A 15,558-nucleotide genomic window follows, 5' to 3' on the forward strand; every position below is an offset into this window, starting at 1 on the left:
TCCGATGGCGAAAGTTTCGGTCGCCACCGGCGCACTTCTCCCTGCCCCCAGGAGGTCATGTGAAATCCCGGATCCGGTACCTGACGGCCATCGCCGCGGTTCTGCTGACCGCGCTGCTGAACGTCCCCGCGGCGAACGCCGCCGCGCTCCCGGGCAGTTTCCGGTGGAGCTCCAGCGGTGTGCTGATCAGCCCGAAGTCCGACGCCACACACAACATCGCCGGCATCAAGGACCCGACGGTCGTCTACTCGGGCGGCAAGTACCACGTGTTCGCCAGCACCGCGAACGCGGCGGGCTACAACCTCGTGTACCTCAATTTCTCCGATTGGTCGCAAGCTGCTTCGGCCCCGCAGTACTACCTGGACCGGACCGCGATCGGCTCGGGCTACAGGGCGGCGCCGCAGGTCTTCTACTTCGCACCGCAGGGAAAGTGGTACCTCGTCTACCAGAACGGCAACGCCGCCTACTCCACCAACAGTGACATCGCCAATCCCAACGGCTGGAGTGCGCCGAAGAACTTCTTCGGCGCGATGCCGGACATCATCAAGCAGAACATCGGCAACGGCTACTGGGTCGACATGTGGGTCATCTGCGACTCGGCCAACTGCTCCCTGTTCTCCTCCGACGACAACGGGCACCTGTACCGGTCGCAGACCACCGTGGCGAACTTCCCCAACGGCTTCGGCAACACGGTGATCGCGATGCGCGACTCCAACAAGAACAACCTGTTCGAAGCCGGCAACGTCTACAAGGTGGCCGGCCAGAACCAGTACCTGCTGCTGGTGGAGGCGATCGGCTCCGACGGGCGCCGCTACTTCCGCTCCTGGACGTCGTCGAGCCTCGCCGGCAGCTGGAGTCCGCTCGCGGCCAGTGAGAGCAACCCCTTCGCCCGGGCGAACACCGTGACCTTCCCCGGCGGGCAGTGGTCGAAGGACATCAGCCACGGCGAAATGATCCGCTCCGGCAACGATCAGACGCTGCCGATCAACCCGTGCCGCCTGCAGTACCTCTACCAGGGCAAGAACCCCAACGCGGGCGGCGACTACAACAGCCTGCCCTGGCGGCTCGGCCTGCTCACCCAGACCAACTCGACCTGCTGAGGAGGAGGACGATGAAGAGGTTCCTGGCCGCCGCGGCGGCCTTGGCGATCGCGTTCGCCGGCCTGACCGGCGTCGCCCGCGCGGAGTCGAACGGCGGCGTGCGGATCATGCCGCTGGGCGACTCGATCACTTACGGCACGGGCGTGCCCGGCGGGTACCGCATCGGCCTGTGGCAGCGCCTGGCCGCGGGCCGCTACACCAACGACTTCGTCGGTTCGCAGTTCAACGGGCCCAGCAGCCTGTGGGACCACGACCACGAAGGGCATCCCGGCTGGCGCATCGACCAGATCGACGCGAACGTCACCGGCTGGATGCGAACCTACAACCCGCGCTCGGTGCTGCTGCACATCGGCACCAACGACGTGCTGCAGAACTACAACGTCGCGAGCGCGCCCGGCCGGCTGTCCACGCTGATCGACCACATCACCTCGGCGGCACCCAACGCCGACGTCTTCGTCGCGCAGCTCATCCCGCTCGGGTGGGAAAGCGGGGACGCCGCCGTGCGGACGTTCAACAACGCGGTGCCCGGGATCGTGCAGAGCAAGGTGAACGCCGGCAAGCACGTGCACCTGGTGAACATGCACAGCGCGGTGTCCGCCGCCGACCTCCCGGACGGCGTCCACCCGAACGCCGCCGGCTACGACAAGATGGCGGCCGTCTGGTACAACGCCCTGCGGTCGGTTCCGGGCAGCATCGGCAACCCGCGTTCCGCCGTCGCCACCGAGGCGCTCGCGGCGGCGACGTTCGGCGCAGCGTAAGGAGAACCGTGATGAAACGTCTGCTCACCGCTGTCCTGGCCATGGTGGTCATGGCCCTCGGCCTCGTCTCGCCCGCCCACGCGGCGGCACTGACCAGGGTGACGAACTTCGGGAACAACCCGACGAACCTGAACATGTACGTCTACGTCCCCGACCGGGTCGCGGCCAAGCCGGCGCTGCTGGTGCTGGTGCACTACTGCGGCGGCTCGGCGAGCTCCGTCTTCGGCTGGAACGGCAAGGACTACGTCACCGCGGCCGACCGCTACGGCTACATCATGGTGCTGCCGGAGGCGACCCGCAGCGAGAAGTGCTTCGACGTCTCGACGCCGAAGGCGCTGAAGCGCAATGGCGGCGGGGACTCGACCGGGATCATGTCCATGGTCGCCTACGCCAAGTCCCGCTACAACGTCGACCCGGCGCGGGTCGTCGTCAGCGGCTTCTCGTCCGGGGCGATGATGACCAACGTGCTGGCCGCCGAGTACCCCGACGTGTTCGCGGCGGGTTCGGCGTACTCCGGCGTACCCGCCGGGTGCTTCGCCACCACGAACGGTTCGCTGTGGAACAGCACCTGCTCCAGCGGGCAGTCGATCAAGACCGCGCAGCAGTGGGGCGACCTGGCCCGGTCGATGTACCCGGGCTACACCGGCCGCTACCCGCGGATGCAGCTGTGGCACGGCACCACCGACACGACGTTGTCGTACCCGAACTTCGGTGAAGAGATCAAGCAGTGGACCAACCTGAACGGGTTGAGCCAGACACCGGCGTTCACCGACCACCCGCAGTCGTCGTGGACGCGGACCCGGTACGGCAACACCAGCACCCAGGCCACGGTGGAGGGCGTCAGCATCGCCGGCGTGGGGCACCAGCTGCCGATGACCGGCCAGCTGGCGTACGCGATTTCGTTCCTCGGCCTCGACCACTGAGAAAACGGCGGAAGCGGCGCACTCCCCAGTGCGCCGCTTCCGCTGTATCAGTGGCAGAACGAGACTTCCGGATACCCCGGCCGGTCGAGCACCGGCCGTGACTCGCCGCGCAGGTGCTGGTCGAAGAACGCGTTGACGTACGTCCGCGTGATCTCCTGGGTCCGCAGCGCGGTGGTCTTCGCGCCGTAGTCGACGCCCAGTTCGTCACCGACCAGGCCCACGTCGGTGAACGACGCGTGCTGGGCGCCCTTCACGTCGGCCCAGCGCCGCCAGCCGGTCAGCTGCGCCCAGTCCCGTTCCCACGTCGGGTCGCCCGGCACGCAGGCGGTTTCCCCGAGCTGGTGACCGAGGAACATGAACGGCCGCGACAGCCCGGGCGGGGTCAGCGCGACGTGGGTCGTGCCGTCGATGTCCATCCCGGCTTTGATCCGGCTGTCGGCGACCATCGCCGGGATGGTGCTCGCGCCACCGATGGAGTGCCCGGCCATGCCGATCCGGGAACTGTCGATCAGCGGAGCCCACTTCGAGTGCGTCAGCGAGTTCAGCACGAACGACACGTCGGCGGCCCGGCCGAGTTCCAGCTTCTCCCAAAAAGCGTCGTCGTGCGGGACTTCGCAGGAGGCGCACCCGGCGAACCGCCCGTCCGGGAAGCTCTGCCCGGCGTTCTCGTAGGTGTGGCCGACCACCGCGACGACGTACCCGTGGCCGGCCAGGTCCTCGGCCAGGGCGGTCAGCGTGGCACGGGGTTTCGTGTAACCGGGCGAAAGCACGATCAGCGGCAGCCCGTGCCCGGCCGGCCGCGCATCGGCGACGGAATTGGTCACCATCCCGGTGAGCAGGTCCGGCGCCACGTTCAGGCCGCTGTCCTTCAGCAACGCCGCAGACTCCGCGGGGGTCAGGTACTGCGTCTTCGGCCCCTTCGCCGAAGCAGCCGGGTAGAAGAGGGAGACCATCAGCTCCCGGTAGGGGACCGACGGCACCCACGGGTCGGGACGCGAAGTGTCCTTCAGGTACACCGCCGCGCTGCCCACCGGCCGGTCACCGGTCGGGGCGGGCAGGTACGGCGTCGACGTCCGGGCGAAGGCGACCTCCGGGTACCGCGTGGACGGCTGGTCCAGCAGCGGTTGCGGCTTGCCGCGCAAGTGCTGGTCGAAGAACGCCCGGACGTACGCCGCGGTGATCGCCTGGCCACGCGCGGCCGGGGTGGTCGCCCCGAAGTCGAGGCCCAGCTGCTCACCGACCAGGCCGATGTCGGTGAACGACGGGTGCTGCATCCCGGCCACGGTGAGCCAGCGCTTCCAGCCCTTCAGCTGCTTCCAGTCGGCGTCCCAGGTGGCGGACTCGACCCCGGTGCCAGGGGCGTACAGGCTCTGCCTGCCGAAGAACAGGAACGGCCGGTCGAGGCCCGGGGCGAGCAGGGGATCGCTCTGCGTGCCGTCCATGTCGATCCCGGCCTTGATCCGGGGGTCGGTCACCATCGCGTTCACCGTGCTCGTGCCGCCGACGGAGTGCCCGGCCATGCCGATCCGGGAACTGTCGATCAGCGAAGCCCACTTCGAGTGCGCCAGCGAGTCCAGGACGAACGACACGTCCTTCGCCCGGCCGCGCTGCAGCTTCTGCCAGAACTCGATGTCGTGGTCGCCGCAGGCCGCGCAGCCGGTGACCCGGCCGTCCGGGAAGGTGGTGGCCACGTTCTCGTAGGTGTGGTCGACCAGGACGACCAGGTAGCCGTGGCTCGCCAGGTCTTCCGACAGCGAGGTCAGCTCGGCCCGCGGCCGCTTGAAGCCGGGGGACAGGACGACGGCGGGCAGGCCGCGCCCGGCGGGCGGCGCGTCGACGACGGCGTCGGTGCGGACCGTGGTCATCACCGACGGCGGGATACCGGTGATGCCCGCTTCGTCGAAGACGGCCTTCGCCTCGGCTTCTGACATGAACTGCTTCTTCGGCCCTGCCGAGGGAACCGCCGGGTAGAAGAGGGAAACCATCAGCTCCCGGTAGGGCACCGACGGCACCCACGGGTCGGGGCGCGAAGTGTCCTTGAGGTACAGGGCGGTCGTGCCGACGGGCCGGTCGCCGGTCGGTTTCGCCAGCGTGAGCGCCGGGTCCGCCGACGCGGGCGGCGACGCCAAGGCCAGGGTGAGTGCGGTGATGACCATGAGGCTCTTGATTCTCATCCGATGAAGGTCACTTCCGGGTAAGCGGGCGAGGGTGTGCTCAGCAGTGGCTGCGGACGGCAGCGCAGGTTCAGGTCGAAGAAAGCGCCTACGTACGTCCGCGTGACGGCCAGCGCGCGGTAGGGGTCGATCGAGTCGCCGAGGTCGACGCCCAGCTGCGCGGCGAGCACGCCGAGGTCGGTGAACGACTGGTGCACCGTGCCCGAGACCATGAGCCAGCGCTTCCACCCGGTCAGGTGCGTCCAGTCGGTTTCCCAGTCGTCGTACGGACCAGGCTCGCCCGGGGTGTAGTTGTCCTTGCTGCCGAAGAACATGAAGGGCCGCGAGAGCCTCGAAGCCGGGATCGGGACGTGGACGCTGCCGTCCAGATCGGCGCCGGCGCGGATGCGCGGGTCGGCCAGCATCGCCTGGGTGGTGATCGCGCCGCCCGCGGAGTGGCCGGTCATGCCGATCCGCTGCGGGTCGATCAGCGCGCCCCACTTCGAAGACAAGAGGGAATCGAGCACGAACGACGTGTCCTTCGACCGGACCTGCGCGAACTTCTCCCAGAACCCGGGCTGGTCGTCGACTTCGCAGGCGGCGCAGCCCGTGACGTGCCCGTCGGGGAAGGTCGTGGCCCGGTTCTCGTAGGTGTGGTCGATCGCCGCGACGGCGTACCCGCGGCTGGCGAGGTCCTCGGCCAGCGCGGTGAGCGTCGCGCGAGGCTGGGTCCAGCCCGGGGACAGCACGACCAGCGGCAGGCTGTGCCACCGCCCGGCCGGGTGCGCGTCGACGACGGCGTTCGTCCGGACCGTGCTGAAGACGTCCAGCGGGAGGCCCGGGATGTTCTGCCGCTCGAGGTTGCGTTCCGACTCGAGCGGGGTCATGTACTGCTTCTTCGGCCCGTTCGCCGAGGTCGCCGGGTAGAAGACGGAGACCATCAGCTCCCGGTAGGGCACCGACGGCACCCACGGGTCGGCGCGCGAAGTGTCCTTGAAGGACAGTGTGGTGACACCGACCGGCTGGTGACCGGTCGGGGCGGGCAGGTAGGGCGTCGTGGCCGCCGAAGCGGGCGACGCGGTCAACGTGAGTGTGAGTGCGGTGACTACCGCGAGAGTGCGCATGATTCCCCCAGTCGGAATCGTCAGGACAGGTGGCGGAGACGGCGGAAGCAGAACCAGGTGAGCAGGGCGGTCATCGCGAGGTAGAGCGCCAGTTCGAGCCACTGCAGCGGCCAGAACCGGGAACCGGGCTGGAAGGTCAGGCGCTGCTGGTAGCCGTGCGCGCCCAGCTGGGCCATGCACTGTTCCATGGAGCCGTGTTCCGGCGGCCCCTGGCCCGGCCGCGGGGCGCACGTCTGGATGAAGTCCGGGAGCGGAGCGGCCACGTTCCCGGCCGGGTCCACGGTTTCGTTCGCCAGCACCCACGCACCGGCCGGCTGCCGCATCCCGATCTCCGTGATTCCCTGGTTGTCGTTGCCGGTGATGTTCGTGATGTCCTTGCCGACGATCGCGACCGTTTCCGTTTGCGGCGGCAGCAGGTACGGGCGCACGAACGCCGGGACGAGGATCAGTACGGCGGCGAGCGTGGCGAGGGTGACGGCCATGGCGGCCACTGTCCGCTTCAGCAGCATCCCGACCGCGACGCCGAGAGCGAGGGCGAAGGCCGCGTAGCCGATCGGGACGATGCCGCGGGCGCCGAACACCACCGGCATGATGCGCGAGAGCATCCCGCGGTCGGTCTGCGTCGCCGCGAGCGCGTCGATCGGGCTCGCCCACCACGACACCGCCCAGCCGAGCAGCCCGGCCGCGACCATCGCGGCCAGCAGGCCGACCCCGAGCTTGGTGGTGAGCCACTGCTTGCGCGTGACGGTCTGGTTCCACACCAGGCTGTGCGTGCCGCTTTCCAGCTCACGGGTGATCATCGGCACGCCCCAGAAGACGCCGATCACCGCGGGCAGCAGGTACAGCACCAGGATCGTGCCGTAGAAGAGGGTGTCCTGGTCGGAGAAGTTCGTGCGCCCGACCAGGCTCGGCCCCGTGATCGCCAGCACGACGGCGACCGCGAGCAGCCCGGCGAACACGGACAACGCGGGAATGCGGAACTGGCGCCAGGTGAGCCAGGTCATCGGAGGACCTCCAGAGCGGGGCGAGCGGCGGCAGGGTTGCTCATGTACTCGAGGACGAGGTCTTCCAGGCCGATCTGCCCGACCGTCCACGCGGGATCGAGGATCGGCGCCTCGGTGCGGACGAGGACGGTGGTCTGGCGGTCGGTGTGCTTCGCCGAGACGACGTGCTGGTCCGACGGCAGCGTCTCGACGTCGCGGCGCGGCCCGGAGAGCCGGTGGTGCGTGGCGAGCAGCGTCTCCACCTCCCCGATCACCCGGACCTGGGAGGCCACCAGCACGACGAGGTGGTCACAGACCCGCTCGAGGTCGTTGACCAGGTGCGAGGACATCACGACGGACAGCCCGTGCTCGGCGACAGCTTCCATCAGGTCCTGCAGGAACTCGCGGCGGGCCAACGGGTCGAGCGCCGCGACCGGCTCGTCGAGCAGCAGCAGTTCGGGGCGTTTGGCGATGCCGATCGTGAGCGCCAGCTGGGCGCGCTGGCCGCCGGAGAGCTTGCCGGCGTGCTGCTTCGGGTCCAGCCCGAGCCGTTCGATGCGCTTTTCGGCGAGCGAAGCGTCCCAGCCCGGGTTGAGGTGGGCGCCGAGCCGCAGGTGCTCTTCGATGGACAGTCCACTGTAGACCGGTGTGTTCTGGGCGACGTAGCCGACCTTGGCCAGCTGCTCCGGGCCGCTGCCCGGCACCCCGCCGCACACCTCGATCGTGCCGGTCGTCGGCTCCAGCATGCCGGCCGCGATGTTGAGCAGCGTCGACTTGCCCGCGCCGTTGGGGCCGACGAGCCCGGTGACGTGGCCCGCTTCGATCTCCAGCGTGCAGCCGGTCAGCGCTTGCTTGCGCCCGTACTTCTTGCCCAGTCCCTGGGCTTTCAGGACAGTCACGCTATGTCCTCTCTGGCGGAGTCGCGAAACGTGGACATCAACAAGGCTTCGATGCTCTCCTCGTCGAGACCCGCCTTGCGGGCCTGGGAAAGCCAGCGGCGCAGGTCGCGCCGCAGCGGTCCGAGCACGGCGAACGACGCTCCGCCGTTCAACGTCGCCGTCACGAACGTGCCGACGCCGGGCCGGGCCGAGACCAGGCCGTCGTGCTCCAGTTCGCGGTAGGCCTTCAGCACGGTGTTCGGGTTGATCGCGAGGCTCGCGACCACGTCCTTGACCTTCGGGAGCTGGTCTCCCTCGGACAGCAGGCCGAGGCGCAGCGCGTGCCGCACCTGCTGGACCAGCTGCTGGTACGGCGACAGGCCGGACCTCGTGTCCAGGTGGAACTCGATCATCGGCAACTCCATTTATCTAGTTACCTAGCACTATAGCTAAGCAGCACTGTTCAGGCCAGTGATCTTTTTCGGCCGCCGGAGCCAACCTCGCCGCGGCTGCGGCGTCTGTGGAGGCGAAGTGATCGTTTTCCTCTCCGAAGGGACTTTTCGTGCCTCGTTTTTCTGGGGGAGGCATCGTGCGCGGCGTGGTCGTCGCGCTCGGTGTCTCGATGGCCGTCGCGGCGGGACCGGCGGTCGCGTCCGCGGCACCCGATTCCATCGACAAGGTGCCGACGCCGCAGCTGAGCTGGACCGACTGTCAGGACGGCTTCCAGTGCGCCAAGGCTTCGGTGCCGCTGGACTACGACCGGCCGTCCGGCGCGAAGATCGACCTCGCGCTGATCAAGCTGCCCGCCACCGATCCTGCGCACCGGATCGGCTCGCTGTTCGTCAACTTCGGCGGCCCCGGCGCGTCCGGCCTGCAGCGGCTGCGGGAACGCGGCAAGTGGCCGTGGCTGTTCTCCGACGAGCTGCGCGCGCGGTTCGACCTGGTCTCGTGGGACCCGCGCGGGATCGCCAACAGCGCCGCGGTCCGCTGCTTCGACACCGTGGACGAGCAGCAGGCGTTCTTCGGCTCGTTCCCGGAGATGCCGGGCGACCCGAGCGGCAACGCGGCCTTCTACGCCAAGTCGAAGGAGCTCGCCGACCGCTGCTCGGCGAAGGCGGGCCCCATCTTGGAGCACGTCTCGACGGCCAACACGGCCCGTGACCTGGAGATGCTGCGCCGCGCGGTCGGCGACTCGAAGCTGAACTACCACGGCATTTCCTACGGAACCCAGCTCGGGGCGACGTACGCGAACCTGTTCCCGAACCGGATCCGGGCGATGGTGTTCGACGGCACCATGGACTTCGCCGGCAACTCGACCGGCCAGAACGGCAACGGCAAGAGCGTCCCGCTGGACACCCGGCAGGACGTCGCGACCGGCATCGCGCAGACCTTCGAGCAGTTCCTGCGGCTGTGCACGGAAGCGGGCCCGAAGTGCGCGTTCTCTTCCGGTGACCCGAAGGCGAAGTGGGCGGCGCTCACGGCGCGCGCCAAGCAGGCCCCGATCGTCAGCGACGGCGAGACGTGGACGTACTCGGGCATCATCAACGCGGCGGCCGACCTGTCCGACTCGCGGGGCTGGCCGGACATCGCCGCGCTGCTGCAGCGCCTCTACGACGCTCCTCCCGCCGCGGGCCTGCGTACCGCGGCTGCCGTCGCCGGTGAGCAGTACACCTCGAACCGCACCGAGGCGTTCAACGCCATCCAGTGCAGCGACAGCGACGTGCCCACCGACCCGGCGATCTACAGCCGCTACGCCGAGTCGGAAGACCAGCGCGTCCCGTACTTCGGGCGGATCGCGGTGCTGGACATGATGAGCTGCGCGTACTGGAAGGCGAAGGACACCGACCGCTACACGGGCCCGTGGAACCGCCCGACGTCGGCGGAGATCCTCGTGCTGAACAACCGCTACGACCCGTCCACCCCGCTGCACGGCGCCCGTGACGGCGCCGCGGAGCTGGCCCGGGCGCGGGTGTTCGTCACCGAGGGCTACGGGCACTCCTCGATGTACGTGCCGAGCACGTGCACCGAGAAGGTCAAGCGGGACTACCTGATCTCGGGTACTTTCCCGGCCGCGGGCCAGACCTGCGGGATCGACGCCAGCCCGTTCGCGGGCTGATCGCCGGGGCGGGCCTCACCGGCGACGGTGAGGCCCGCCGCCACGACGGCTGGCTCTTCGGGGGTCCGGGTGGCGGAGCCCCCGGCCCGAGGCGAAGCCTCGGATGACACTGCGTCCCGCGGGTGCTGCACCGAAGCCAGGCTGAGGATGTCGCGGCCGAACAGCGCCTGCGTCAGCCACACCGCGAGGACCCGGGCCTTGCGTTCCCAGGTCGGCACGGCCAGCACGTGGTAACCGCGGTGCATGAGCCACGCCGGGAGTCCCTTGACGACGAGCTTCCGGTACTGGAAGATCCCGCGCCCCAGGCCGAGGGTCGCGATGGCGCCCAGGCTGTGGTGGACGTAGTTCTTCGGCTCCCGGCCGCGCAGCGTCGCGATTATGTTGCGGGCCAGCAGCTTTCCCTGCCGGTAGGCGTGCTGGGCGTTGGGCACGGTGCGCGCGCCCGGGACCGGCGAGGCGAGGTCGGGCACCGCGGCGTCGTCCCCGGCCGCCCAGGCGTCGGCCACGCCCTCGACCCGCAGATCCGGCCGCACGACGAGGTAGCCGCGCTCGTCGACGGGGAGGTCGGTGTGCCGGCCGACGACGGGGTTGGCACCGTTGCCGGCGGTCCAGACGATCAGCTCCGCGTCGAACTCTTCGCCGGTCGAGAGCGTCACGTGACCGTTCTTCGCCGACGTCACCAGGGTGTTCAGGTGGACGTGGGCGCCTCGCCGCTCCAGTTCCCGCACCACCCAGCGGCCCGGCCGGTCGGTGACCTCGGGCAGGATGCGGTCCGACGCCTCGACGAGGTGGAACCGCAGTTCGTCGCGGTGCAGCTCCGGGTAGCGCTCGAGCAACGCCGTCGCCAGCGACAGCAGTTCGCCGAAGCCCTCGACACCCGAGAAGCCGCCGCCGACGAAGGCGACGGTGAGCAGCTTCCGTCGTTTCGGGCCTGCGGGCAGCGCGGCGGCGCGGTCGAAGGCGGTGAGCAGCCGGTCCCGGATCGCGACGGCCTCTTCGACGTGCTTGAGGCCGATGGCCTGCTCGGCGATGCCGGGCACGGGCAGCGTGCGGGTGACGGCGCCGGCGGTGACGGCGATCAGGTCGTAGCTTCTTTCGAAAGCCTTCCCGTCGGGAGGCTGCACGGTGACGACACGGTGGGCGTGGTCGATGGCGGTGACCTTCCCGGCGACGATGTGCGTGCGGCGCAGGTGCCGCCGCAGCGACACGGCGGCGTGCCGCGCCTCGACCGAACCGGCCACGACTTCGGGCAGGAACGGCTGGTAGGTCAGGTAGGGCCGCGGGTCGACGAGGGTGACTTCGGCCTCGCCGCGACGCAGCTTCTTCTCCAGCTTCCAGGCGGTGTAGAAACCCGCGTAACCACCACCGACGATCAGGATCCGGCGCATCTCGTCCCCTTTTCTCGCTTCACCCCCTGGACGAGCCGGCGGAGGAAGGTGTGACCGCGATGCGCGTCACAGCCGGGCCTGGCCGCAGTGGCCGGGTTCACGGCAGAATTCCGCGGATGGCGCACACTGTCCGGCCCTTGGACGCCTCGACGTGGGACGCGTTCGCGGAACTCGTGGAGCGCAACAACGGGATCTTCGGCGGCTGCTGGTGCCTCGGGTTCCACCCCGAACGCGGTCAGCGGGGCCCGGTCCGCCGCGCGATCAAGGAGGAGCGGGTCCGGACGGGCGGCGCGCACGCCGCCCTCGTGCTGGACGAGCACGGCGCCGCGCAGGGGTGGTGCCAGTACGGCGACCCCGGCGAGCTGCCCGGCATCAAGCACCGGCGCGAGTACGACAAGGACCCGCCGCCCCGGCCGGACTGGCGGATCACCTGCGTCTTCGTCGACAAGAAGCACCGGGGTCACGGCATCGCCCGCGCGGCGCTGGAAGGGGCCCTCGACCAGATCGCCGGGGCCGGCGGCGGGCTCGTCGAGGCCGTCTCCGAGGTGACGGCCGGCCGCGACGCGCCGGCCAGGTTCCTGTTCAGCGCCACGGTGGAGCTGTTCGAGGAGCTCGGCTTCGCCCGCGGGCGCCAGGTCGGCGGGCACGCGTGGATCGTGAGCCGGGTGGTTCCGGGCCACCCGGTGGGGTGACCCCCGGCTTGACAGCGCGGCCTTCCGTCTCGCACTATGCGAACAAGTGTTCGATGATTGTCCTGGGTTCGCCTGTGGTTCGCGGGTGTCTCCGGTACGAGTACGTGGTGCTGGAGGTGAGCGGTCGTGGCGGTGCCGGAGGCGCTGGCCGGGCTGACGGCGATCCCCGGCGTCCGCACGGCGTCGCAGCTGCGCGCCCCGGACTGGGGTTCGGGCCCTGATCCGGGCCCGGACGGGTTGCTGGCGGTGCTGCCCGAGCTGGCGGGGCTCCTGCCCGACGGCGGGCTGCGGCGCGGCACCACGGTGGCGGTGCGCGGGGCGACGTCGCTGGTGCTGGCGCTCCTCGCGGCACCGACCCGCGAAGGCTCCTGGGCGGCGGTGACGGGACTGCCCGAGCTGGGCCTCGCGGCGGCGGCGGAGCTCGGCGTCGACCTGGAGCGGATCGCCCTGGTGCCCCACCCGGGCGCGGAGCTGGTGGCGGTGCTGTCGGCCCTGGTGGACGGCTTCGACCTGGTGGTGCTGGGCCCGTCCCTCGCGGGCGGCGCGCAGCCGCAGCTCGCCCGCAGGCTGGCCGGCCGGGCCCGCAACCGCGGCACGGTGGTGCTGACGGTCGGCCCCTGGCCGGGCGCAGACCTGGAGCTGACGGTGTCGGACCGCCGCTGGCACGGCCTCACCCAGGACGGCTACGGGCACTTGAAGGCACGCGACGTGGTGGCGACGAGCCGGGGCCGCGGCGCGGCCGCGCGGCCACTGTCAGTGCGGCTTCGGCTGCCGGGTCCGGGTGGTGCTGTCGTGGTGGCGGGCGGGCCTTCGGAGCGGTGGCTGGCCGGGGTGGCTGGGTGAGCGGGGTGCTGCCCGCGGTGAGTGCGGCAGGTGCTGCGCGCCCGAGGTTCGTCGACCGGGACCCATCCCCCCGAACGTCGACCGATTTTCAATGCGCAACACGAGGTCGTTGGTGCCGACCGGCCTGGGCCGTGAGATGAGCGGCGCTCCACGGTTGCTCGTGCTGTGGTGCCCGGACTGGCCCGTCGTCGCCGCGGGCGCCGCCGCTGGGACTCCGCCCGCCGCGCCGGCCGCCGTTTTCTCCGGCAACCGCGTTGTTGCCTGCTCCGCCTCCGCGCGCCGCGGCGGGGTCGGGCGGGGGATGCGGCGGCGGGATGCGCAGGCGCGGTGCCCGGAACTCGTTGTGCACCAACACGATCCGGACCGCGATGCCCGGCTGTTCGAACCCGTCGCCGCCGCCGTCGAGCGGCAGGCCGTCGGGGTCGAGGTCGTTCGGCCCGGCGTCGTCGCCGTGCCGGTCGGCGGGGCCGCCGGGTACTTCGGCGGGGAAGCCGCCCTCGCCGAACTGCTCATCGACGAAGTCGCCGCCCGAGCCGGAGTCGAATGCCAGGTCGGGATCGCCGACGGGCTCTTCGCTGCGACCCTCGCCGCCCGCCGCGCCGCCCTCGTGCCCGCCGGCGAAGCGGCGAAGTTCCTCGCGCCCCTGCCGGTCACCGAACTGAACCAGCCGGGCGATGACCGTGGCGAGCTCGTCGGCCTCCTGCACCGCCTGGGCCTGCGCACCCTCGGCGCGTTCGCCGCACTGGCCGAGCGCGACGTCGCGGGCCGGTTCCCCCGCGACGCCATCGTGGCCCACCGGCAGGCGCGCGGCCTGGCGGAACGGCCCCCGCTCCGCCGCGCCCTCCCGCCGGACCTGACGGTCACCGAGGAGTTCGACCACCCGCTGCACCGCGTCGACGAAGCCGCGTTCGTCGCGAAGACCCTCGGCGAACGCTTCTTCGCCGGGCTCGCGAACCACGGCCTCGCCTGCACCCGCCTGGCCATCGTCGCCGTCACCGAAGCCGGCGAAGAACGCGTACGCGTCTGGCGCTGCGCCGAGCCCCTCACCGCCCGCTCGACGGCCGACCGCGTCCGCTGGCAGTGCGAAGGCTGGCTCACCGCCCGCGACCGGCCCACCGCCGGCATCGTCCGGCTGCGCCTCGACCCCGAAGAAGTCGTTGGCGGGCAGGCTCTGCAGCTGCAGCTCGGGTCGATGGGCCGCGACGCCGACGCCGCCGAGCGCGCCGGCCGTGCCCTGGTGCGGATCCAGGGCCTGCTGGGCCCGGACGCGGTCGTCACCCCGCTGCTGGACGGTGGCCGTGGACCCGCCGAGCGCGTCCGGCTCATCCCGTGGGGCGAGCCGCGTCGTCCCGTCACCGCGGACCGGCCGTGGCCCGGACGGCTGCCCGCGCCGTCGCCGACGGTGTTGTCCCCGCGGCCGGCCGTCGTGCTCGACGCGGTCGGCGACGTTGTCCGCTGCAGCGCGCGTGGTGAACTCGGTTATCCGCCTGCTTTCGTTGCCGTTGACGGTGGTCCGTCGCTGCGTGTTCTCGGCTCGGCTGGTCCTTGGGTCTTGCGTCCGGCTCTTCCTTCGCGTCGTGAGCCGCTTCTTGTTCGGATCCAGGTTGTCTTGGACGGGGGTATCGCGTTGTTGCTCAAGGCTTTTGTCGGTGATGATCCACAGTGGACTGTTGAGGGCAGTTATGATTGAGACTTTCAAGATACGGCTTCGCCGTGCCGCCTTTCTCGTGGGGTGTTCCGCCGCTGTGACAGTTGGGTTTATCGCTACCTGTTCGTGTGATGACAGGTGTTCGATTGCCGGTAATCTTGAGTTATGACCGAACACGCGCTCTGGCAGTCTGATGCGGTGGCCCTGGCCGACCGTATCGGTGCGCTGTTCGCGTGCATCCGGTCCGCCGAAGCCGAACTGGGCGCGCTGCTGGTCGAGATCGAGCAGCGGGGTGTGCTGGAGCTGTTCGGCTACCGGTCTGTGCCCCGGTTGCTGGAGCATCTCGCGGATGTCCCGAAGTCTTCGGCTGAGCGGATGGTGAAGCGGGCGCGGGCGGTCAACCCCGGCCTGAGCCTGGATGGCACTCCGATTCCGGCCCTGGCGGCCGCCACGGGGGTGGTGGCCCGGTCGGGATGTGCGCCCACCACCACCGGCTGCTGCACCGCTCAGGATGGCAAGTCCGTATCCCCACCGACGGCCTCCCCGAATTCCTCCCACCAGCCTTCCTGGACAAACAGCGAAAACCGAGGCGCAACAACCTGCACCAACCCTTGCCCTTCGCGGCATAACCACAGCATGGGACAGGCCCGCAGCCACACGGCTACGGGCCCACACCCACACGCGCCAACGCCGGACCGACTCACCCAAGGATCCGCACTGCCACCGGCGAAGAGACTCCAACACCGCTCACCGTCGGTGACGTGGAAGGCGATGACCAGGAATTCGGCTGTACCCGCGAGATCTTCCCGGCGGTGACGACCGTGGTCACCAACCCTCGCAGCCACCCGAAAGTGTGAGAAGGCCGCGCCCCATGAACACCCATTGTGCCGTGAATTCCCCGAACGAGAGGCGGCCATCAGACTTCCGGCCGATCGACGCTGCCCCCGACCAC

The 15,558-nt window shown here is 70.2% G+C and carries 14 protein-coding genes; 8 read left to right on the plus strand and 6 right to left on the minus strand.

What is annotated here, in order from left to right:
• Positions 1–59 precede the first annotated feature (59 nt).
• The 3 genes from CF165_RS45430 to CF165_RS45440 are packed head-to-tail and all read left to right on the plus strand — an operon-like array spanning position 60 to position 2,781.
• A complete protein-coding gene (locus CF165_RS45430) occupies positions 60–1,100 on the plus strand; it encodes a glycoside hydrolase family 62 protein (RefSeq protein ID WP_093953827.1) in 1,041 nt (346 codons plus the stop codon).
• Between the two features lie 11 nt (positions 1,101–1,111).
• Entirely contained in the window at positions 1,112–1,858 is a 747-nt protein-coding gene (locus tag CF165_RS45435) for an SGNH/GDSL hydrolase family protein (protein WP_093953828.1), read from the plus strand.
• Positions 1,859–1,869: 11 nt separating this feature from the next.
• The gene (locus tag CF165_RS45440) at positions 1,870–2,781 is read left to right on the plus strand and encodes an extracellular catalytic domain type 1 short-chain-length polyhydroxyalkanoate depolymerase (protein ID WP_167441766.1); all 912 of its coding nucleotides are present in this window, start codon (positions 1,870–1,872) and stop codon (positions 2,779–2,781) included.
• Positions 2,782–2,828: 47 nt separating this feature from the next.
• Here CF165_RS45440 and CF165_RS53730 read toward each other — a convergent pair whose 3' ends face one another.
• The 5 genes from CF165_RS53730 to CF165_RS45465 are packed head-to-tail and all read right to left on the minus strand — an operon-like array spanning position 2,829 to position 8,332.
• Positions 2,829–4,955: an alpha/beta hydrolase family protein gene (locus tag CF165_RS53730; protein WP_093953830.1), complete on the minus strand. Its 2,127-nt coding sequence runs from the start codon at positions 4,953–4,955 to the stop codon at positions 2,829–2,831.
• Positions 4,952–6,058, minus strand: coding sequence for an alpha/beta hydrolase family protein (locus tag CF165_RS45450; RefSeq protein WP_093953831.1), 1,107 nt, complete (start codon positions 6,056–6,058; stop codon positions 4,952–4,954). The genes CF165_RS53730 and CF165_RS45450 overlap by 4 nt, the downstream gene beginning before the upstream one ends.
• A 20-nt stretch (positions 6,059–6,078) precedes the next feature.
• Positions 6,079–7,062, minus strand: a complete 984-nt coding sequence (locus tag CF165_RS45455) for an ABC-2 membrane transporter-related protein (RefSeq protein ID WP_093953832.1) — start codon at positions 7,060–7,062, stop codon at positions 6,079–6,081.
• Positions 7,059–7,940 (minus strand): ABC transporter ATP-binding protein, encoded by an 882-nt coding sequence (locus CF165_RS45460; protein ID WP_093953833.1) that lies wholly within the window; start codon positions 7,938–7,940, stop codon positions 7,059–7,061. The genes CF165_RS45455 and CF165_RS45460 overlap by 4 nt, the downstream gene beginning before the upstream one ends.
• Positions 7,937–8,332 (minus strand): GntR family transcriptional regulator, encoded by a 396-nt coding sequence (locus CF165_RS45465; protein ID WP_167441767.1) that lies wholly within the window; start codon positions 8,330–8,332, stop codon positions 7,937–7,939. Before CF165_RS45465 ends, CF165_RS45460 begins: the two co-directional genes overlap by 4 nt.
• Before the next feature lie 176 nt (positions 8,333–8,508).
• Here CF165_RS45465 and CF165_RS45470 point away from each other — a divergent pair, with 176 nt between their 5' ends.
• A complete protein-coding gene (locus CF165_RS45470; RefSeq protein ID WP_093953835.1) occupies positions 8,509–10,035 on the plus strand; it encodes an alpha/beta hydrolase in 1,527 nt (508 codons plus the stop codon).
• Here CF165_RS45470 and CF165_RS45475 read toward each other — a convergent pair.
• Positions 9,963–11,423: an NAD(P)/FAD-dependent oxidoreductase gene (locus CF165_RS45475; RefSeq protein WP_093953836.1), complete on the minus strand. Its 1,461-nt coding sequence runs from the start codon at positions 11,421–11,423 to the stop codon at positions 9,963–9,965. The genes CF165_RS45470 and CF165_RS45475 overlap by 73 nt on opposite strands.
• A gap of 116 nt (positions 11,424–11,539) precedes the next feature.
• Here CF165_RS45475 and CF165_RS45480 point away from each other — a divergent pair, with 116 nt between their 5' ends.
• From CF165_RS45480 to CF165_RS45495, 4 genes are all read left to right on the plus strand, one after another.
• Positions 11,540–12,115 (plus strand): GNAT family N-acetyltransferase, encoded by a 576-nt coding sequence (locus CF165_RS45480; RefSeq protein ID WP_093953837.1) that lies wholly within the window; start codon positions 11,540–11,542, stop codon positions 12,113–12,115.
• A gap of 126 nt (positions 12,116–12,241) precedes the next feature.
• A complete protein-coding gene (gene imuA', locus CF165_RS45485) occupies positions 12,242–12,958 on the plus strand; it encodes a DnaE2-dependent mutagenesis accessory factor ImuA' (RefSeq protein WP_093953838.1) in 717 nt (238 codons plus the stop codon).
• A 91-nt stretch (positions 12,959–13,049) separates the two neighbouring features.
• On the plus strand, positions 13,050–14,648 hold the full coding sequence (locus CF165_RS45490) for a DNA polymerase Y family protein (RefSeq protein ID WP_439098554.1): 1,599 nt from the start codon (positions 13,050–13,052) through the stop codon (positions 14,646–14,648).
• A gap of 123 nt (positions 14,649–14,771) precedes the next feature.
• Positions 14,772–15,422 (plus strand): beta/alpha barrel domain-containing protein, encoded by a 651-nt coding sequence (locus CF165_RS45495; protein ID WP_240522111.1) that lies wholly within the window; start codon positions 14,772–14,774, stop codon positions 15,420–15,422.
• Positions 15,423–15,558 lie beyond the last annotated feature (136 nt).

The sequence above is a fragment of the Amycolatopsis vastitatis genome (assembly GCF_002234595.1).
GTDB classification, from domain to species: Bacteria; Actinomycetota; Actinomycetes; order Mycobacteriales; family Pseudonocardiaceae; genus Amycolatopsis; species Amycolatopsis vastitatis.

Bases quoted from the DNA above. Each gene is read 5' to 3' on its own strand.
- CF165_RS45435 (WP_093953828.1), top strand. From the start codon at position 1,112: ATGAAGAGGTTCCTGGCCGCCGCGGCGGCCTTGGCGATCGCGTTCGCC.
- CF165_RS45440 (WP_167441766.1), top strand. From the start codon at position 1,870: ATGAAACGTCTGCTCACCGCTGTCCTGGCCATGGTGGTCATGGCCCTC.
- CF165_RS53730 (WP_093953830.1), bottom strand. From the start codon at position 4,955: ATGAGAATCAAGAGCCTCATGGTCATCACCGCACTCACCCTGGCCTTG.
- CF165_RS45450 (WP_093953831.1), bottom strand. From the start codon at position 6,058: ATGCGCACTCTCGCGGTAGTCACCGCACTCACACTCACGTTGACCGCG.
- CF165_RS45455 (WP_093953832.1), bottom strand. From the start codon at position 7,062: ATGACCTGGCTCACCTGGCGCCAGTTCCGCATTCCCGCGTTGTCCGTG.
- CF165_RS45465 (WP_167441767.1), bottom strand. From the start codon at position 8,332: ATGATCGAGTTCCACCTGGACACGAGGTCCGGCCTGTCGCCGTACCAG.
- CF165_RS45475 (WP_093953836.1), bottom strand. From the start codon at position 11,423: ATGCGCCGGATCCTGATCGTCGGTGGTGGTTACGCGGGTTTCTACACC.
- CF165_RS45480 (WP_093953837.1), top strand. From the start codon at position 11,540: ATGGCGCACACTGTCCGGCCCTTGGACGCCTCGACGTGGGACGCGTTC.
- CF165_RS45490 (WP_439098554.1), top strand. From the start codon at position 13,050: ATGCGCAACACGAGGTCGTTGGTGCCGACCGGCCTGGGCCGTGAGATG.
- CF165_RS45495 (WP_240522111.1), top strand. From the start codon at position 14,772: ATGACCGAACACGCGCTCTGGCAGTCTGATGCGGTGGCCCTGGCCGAC.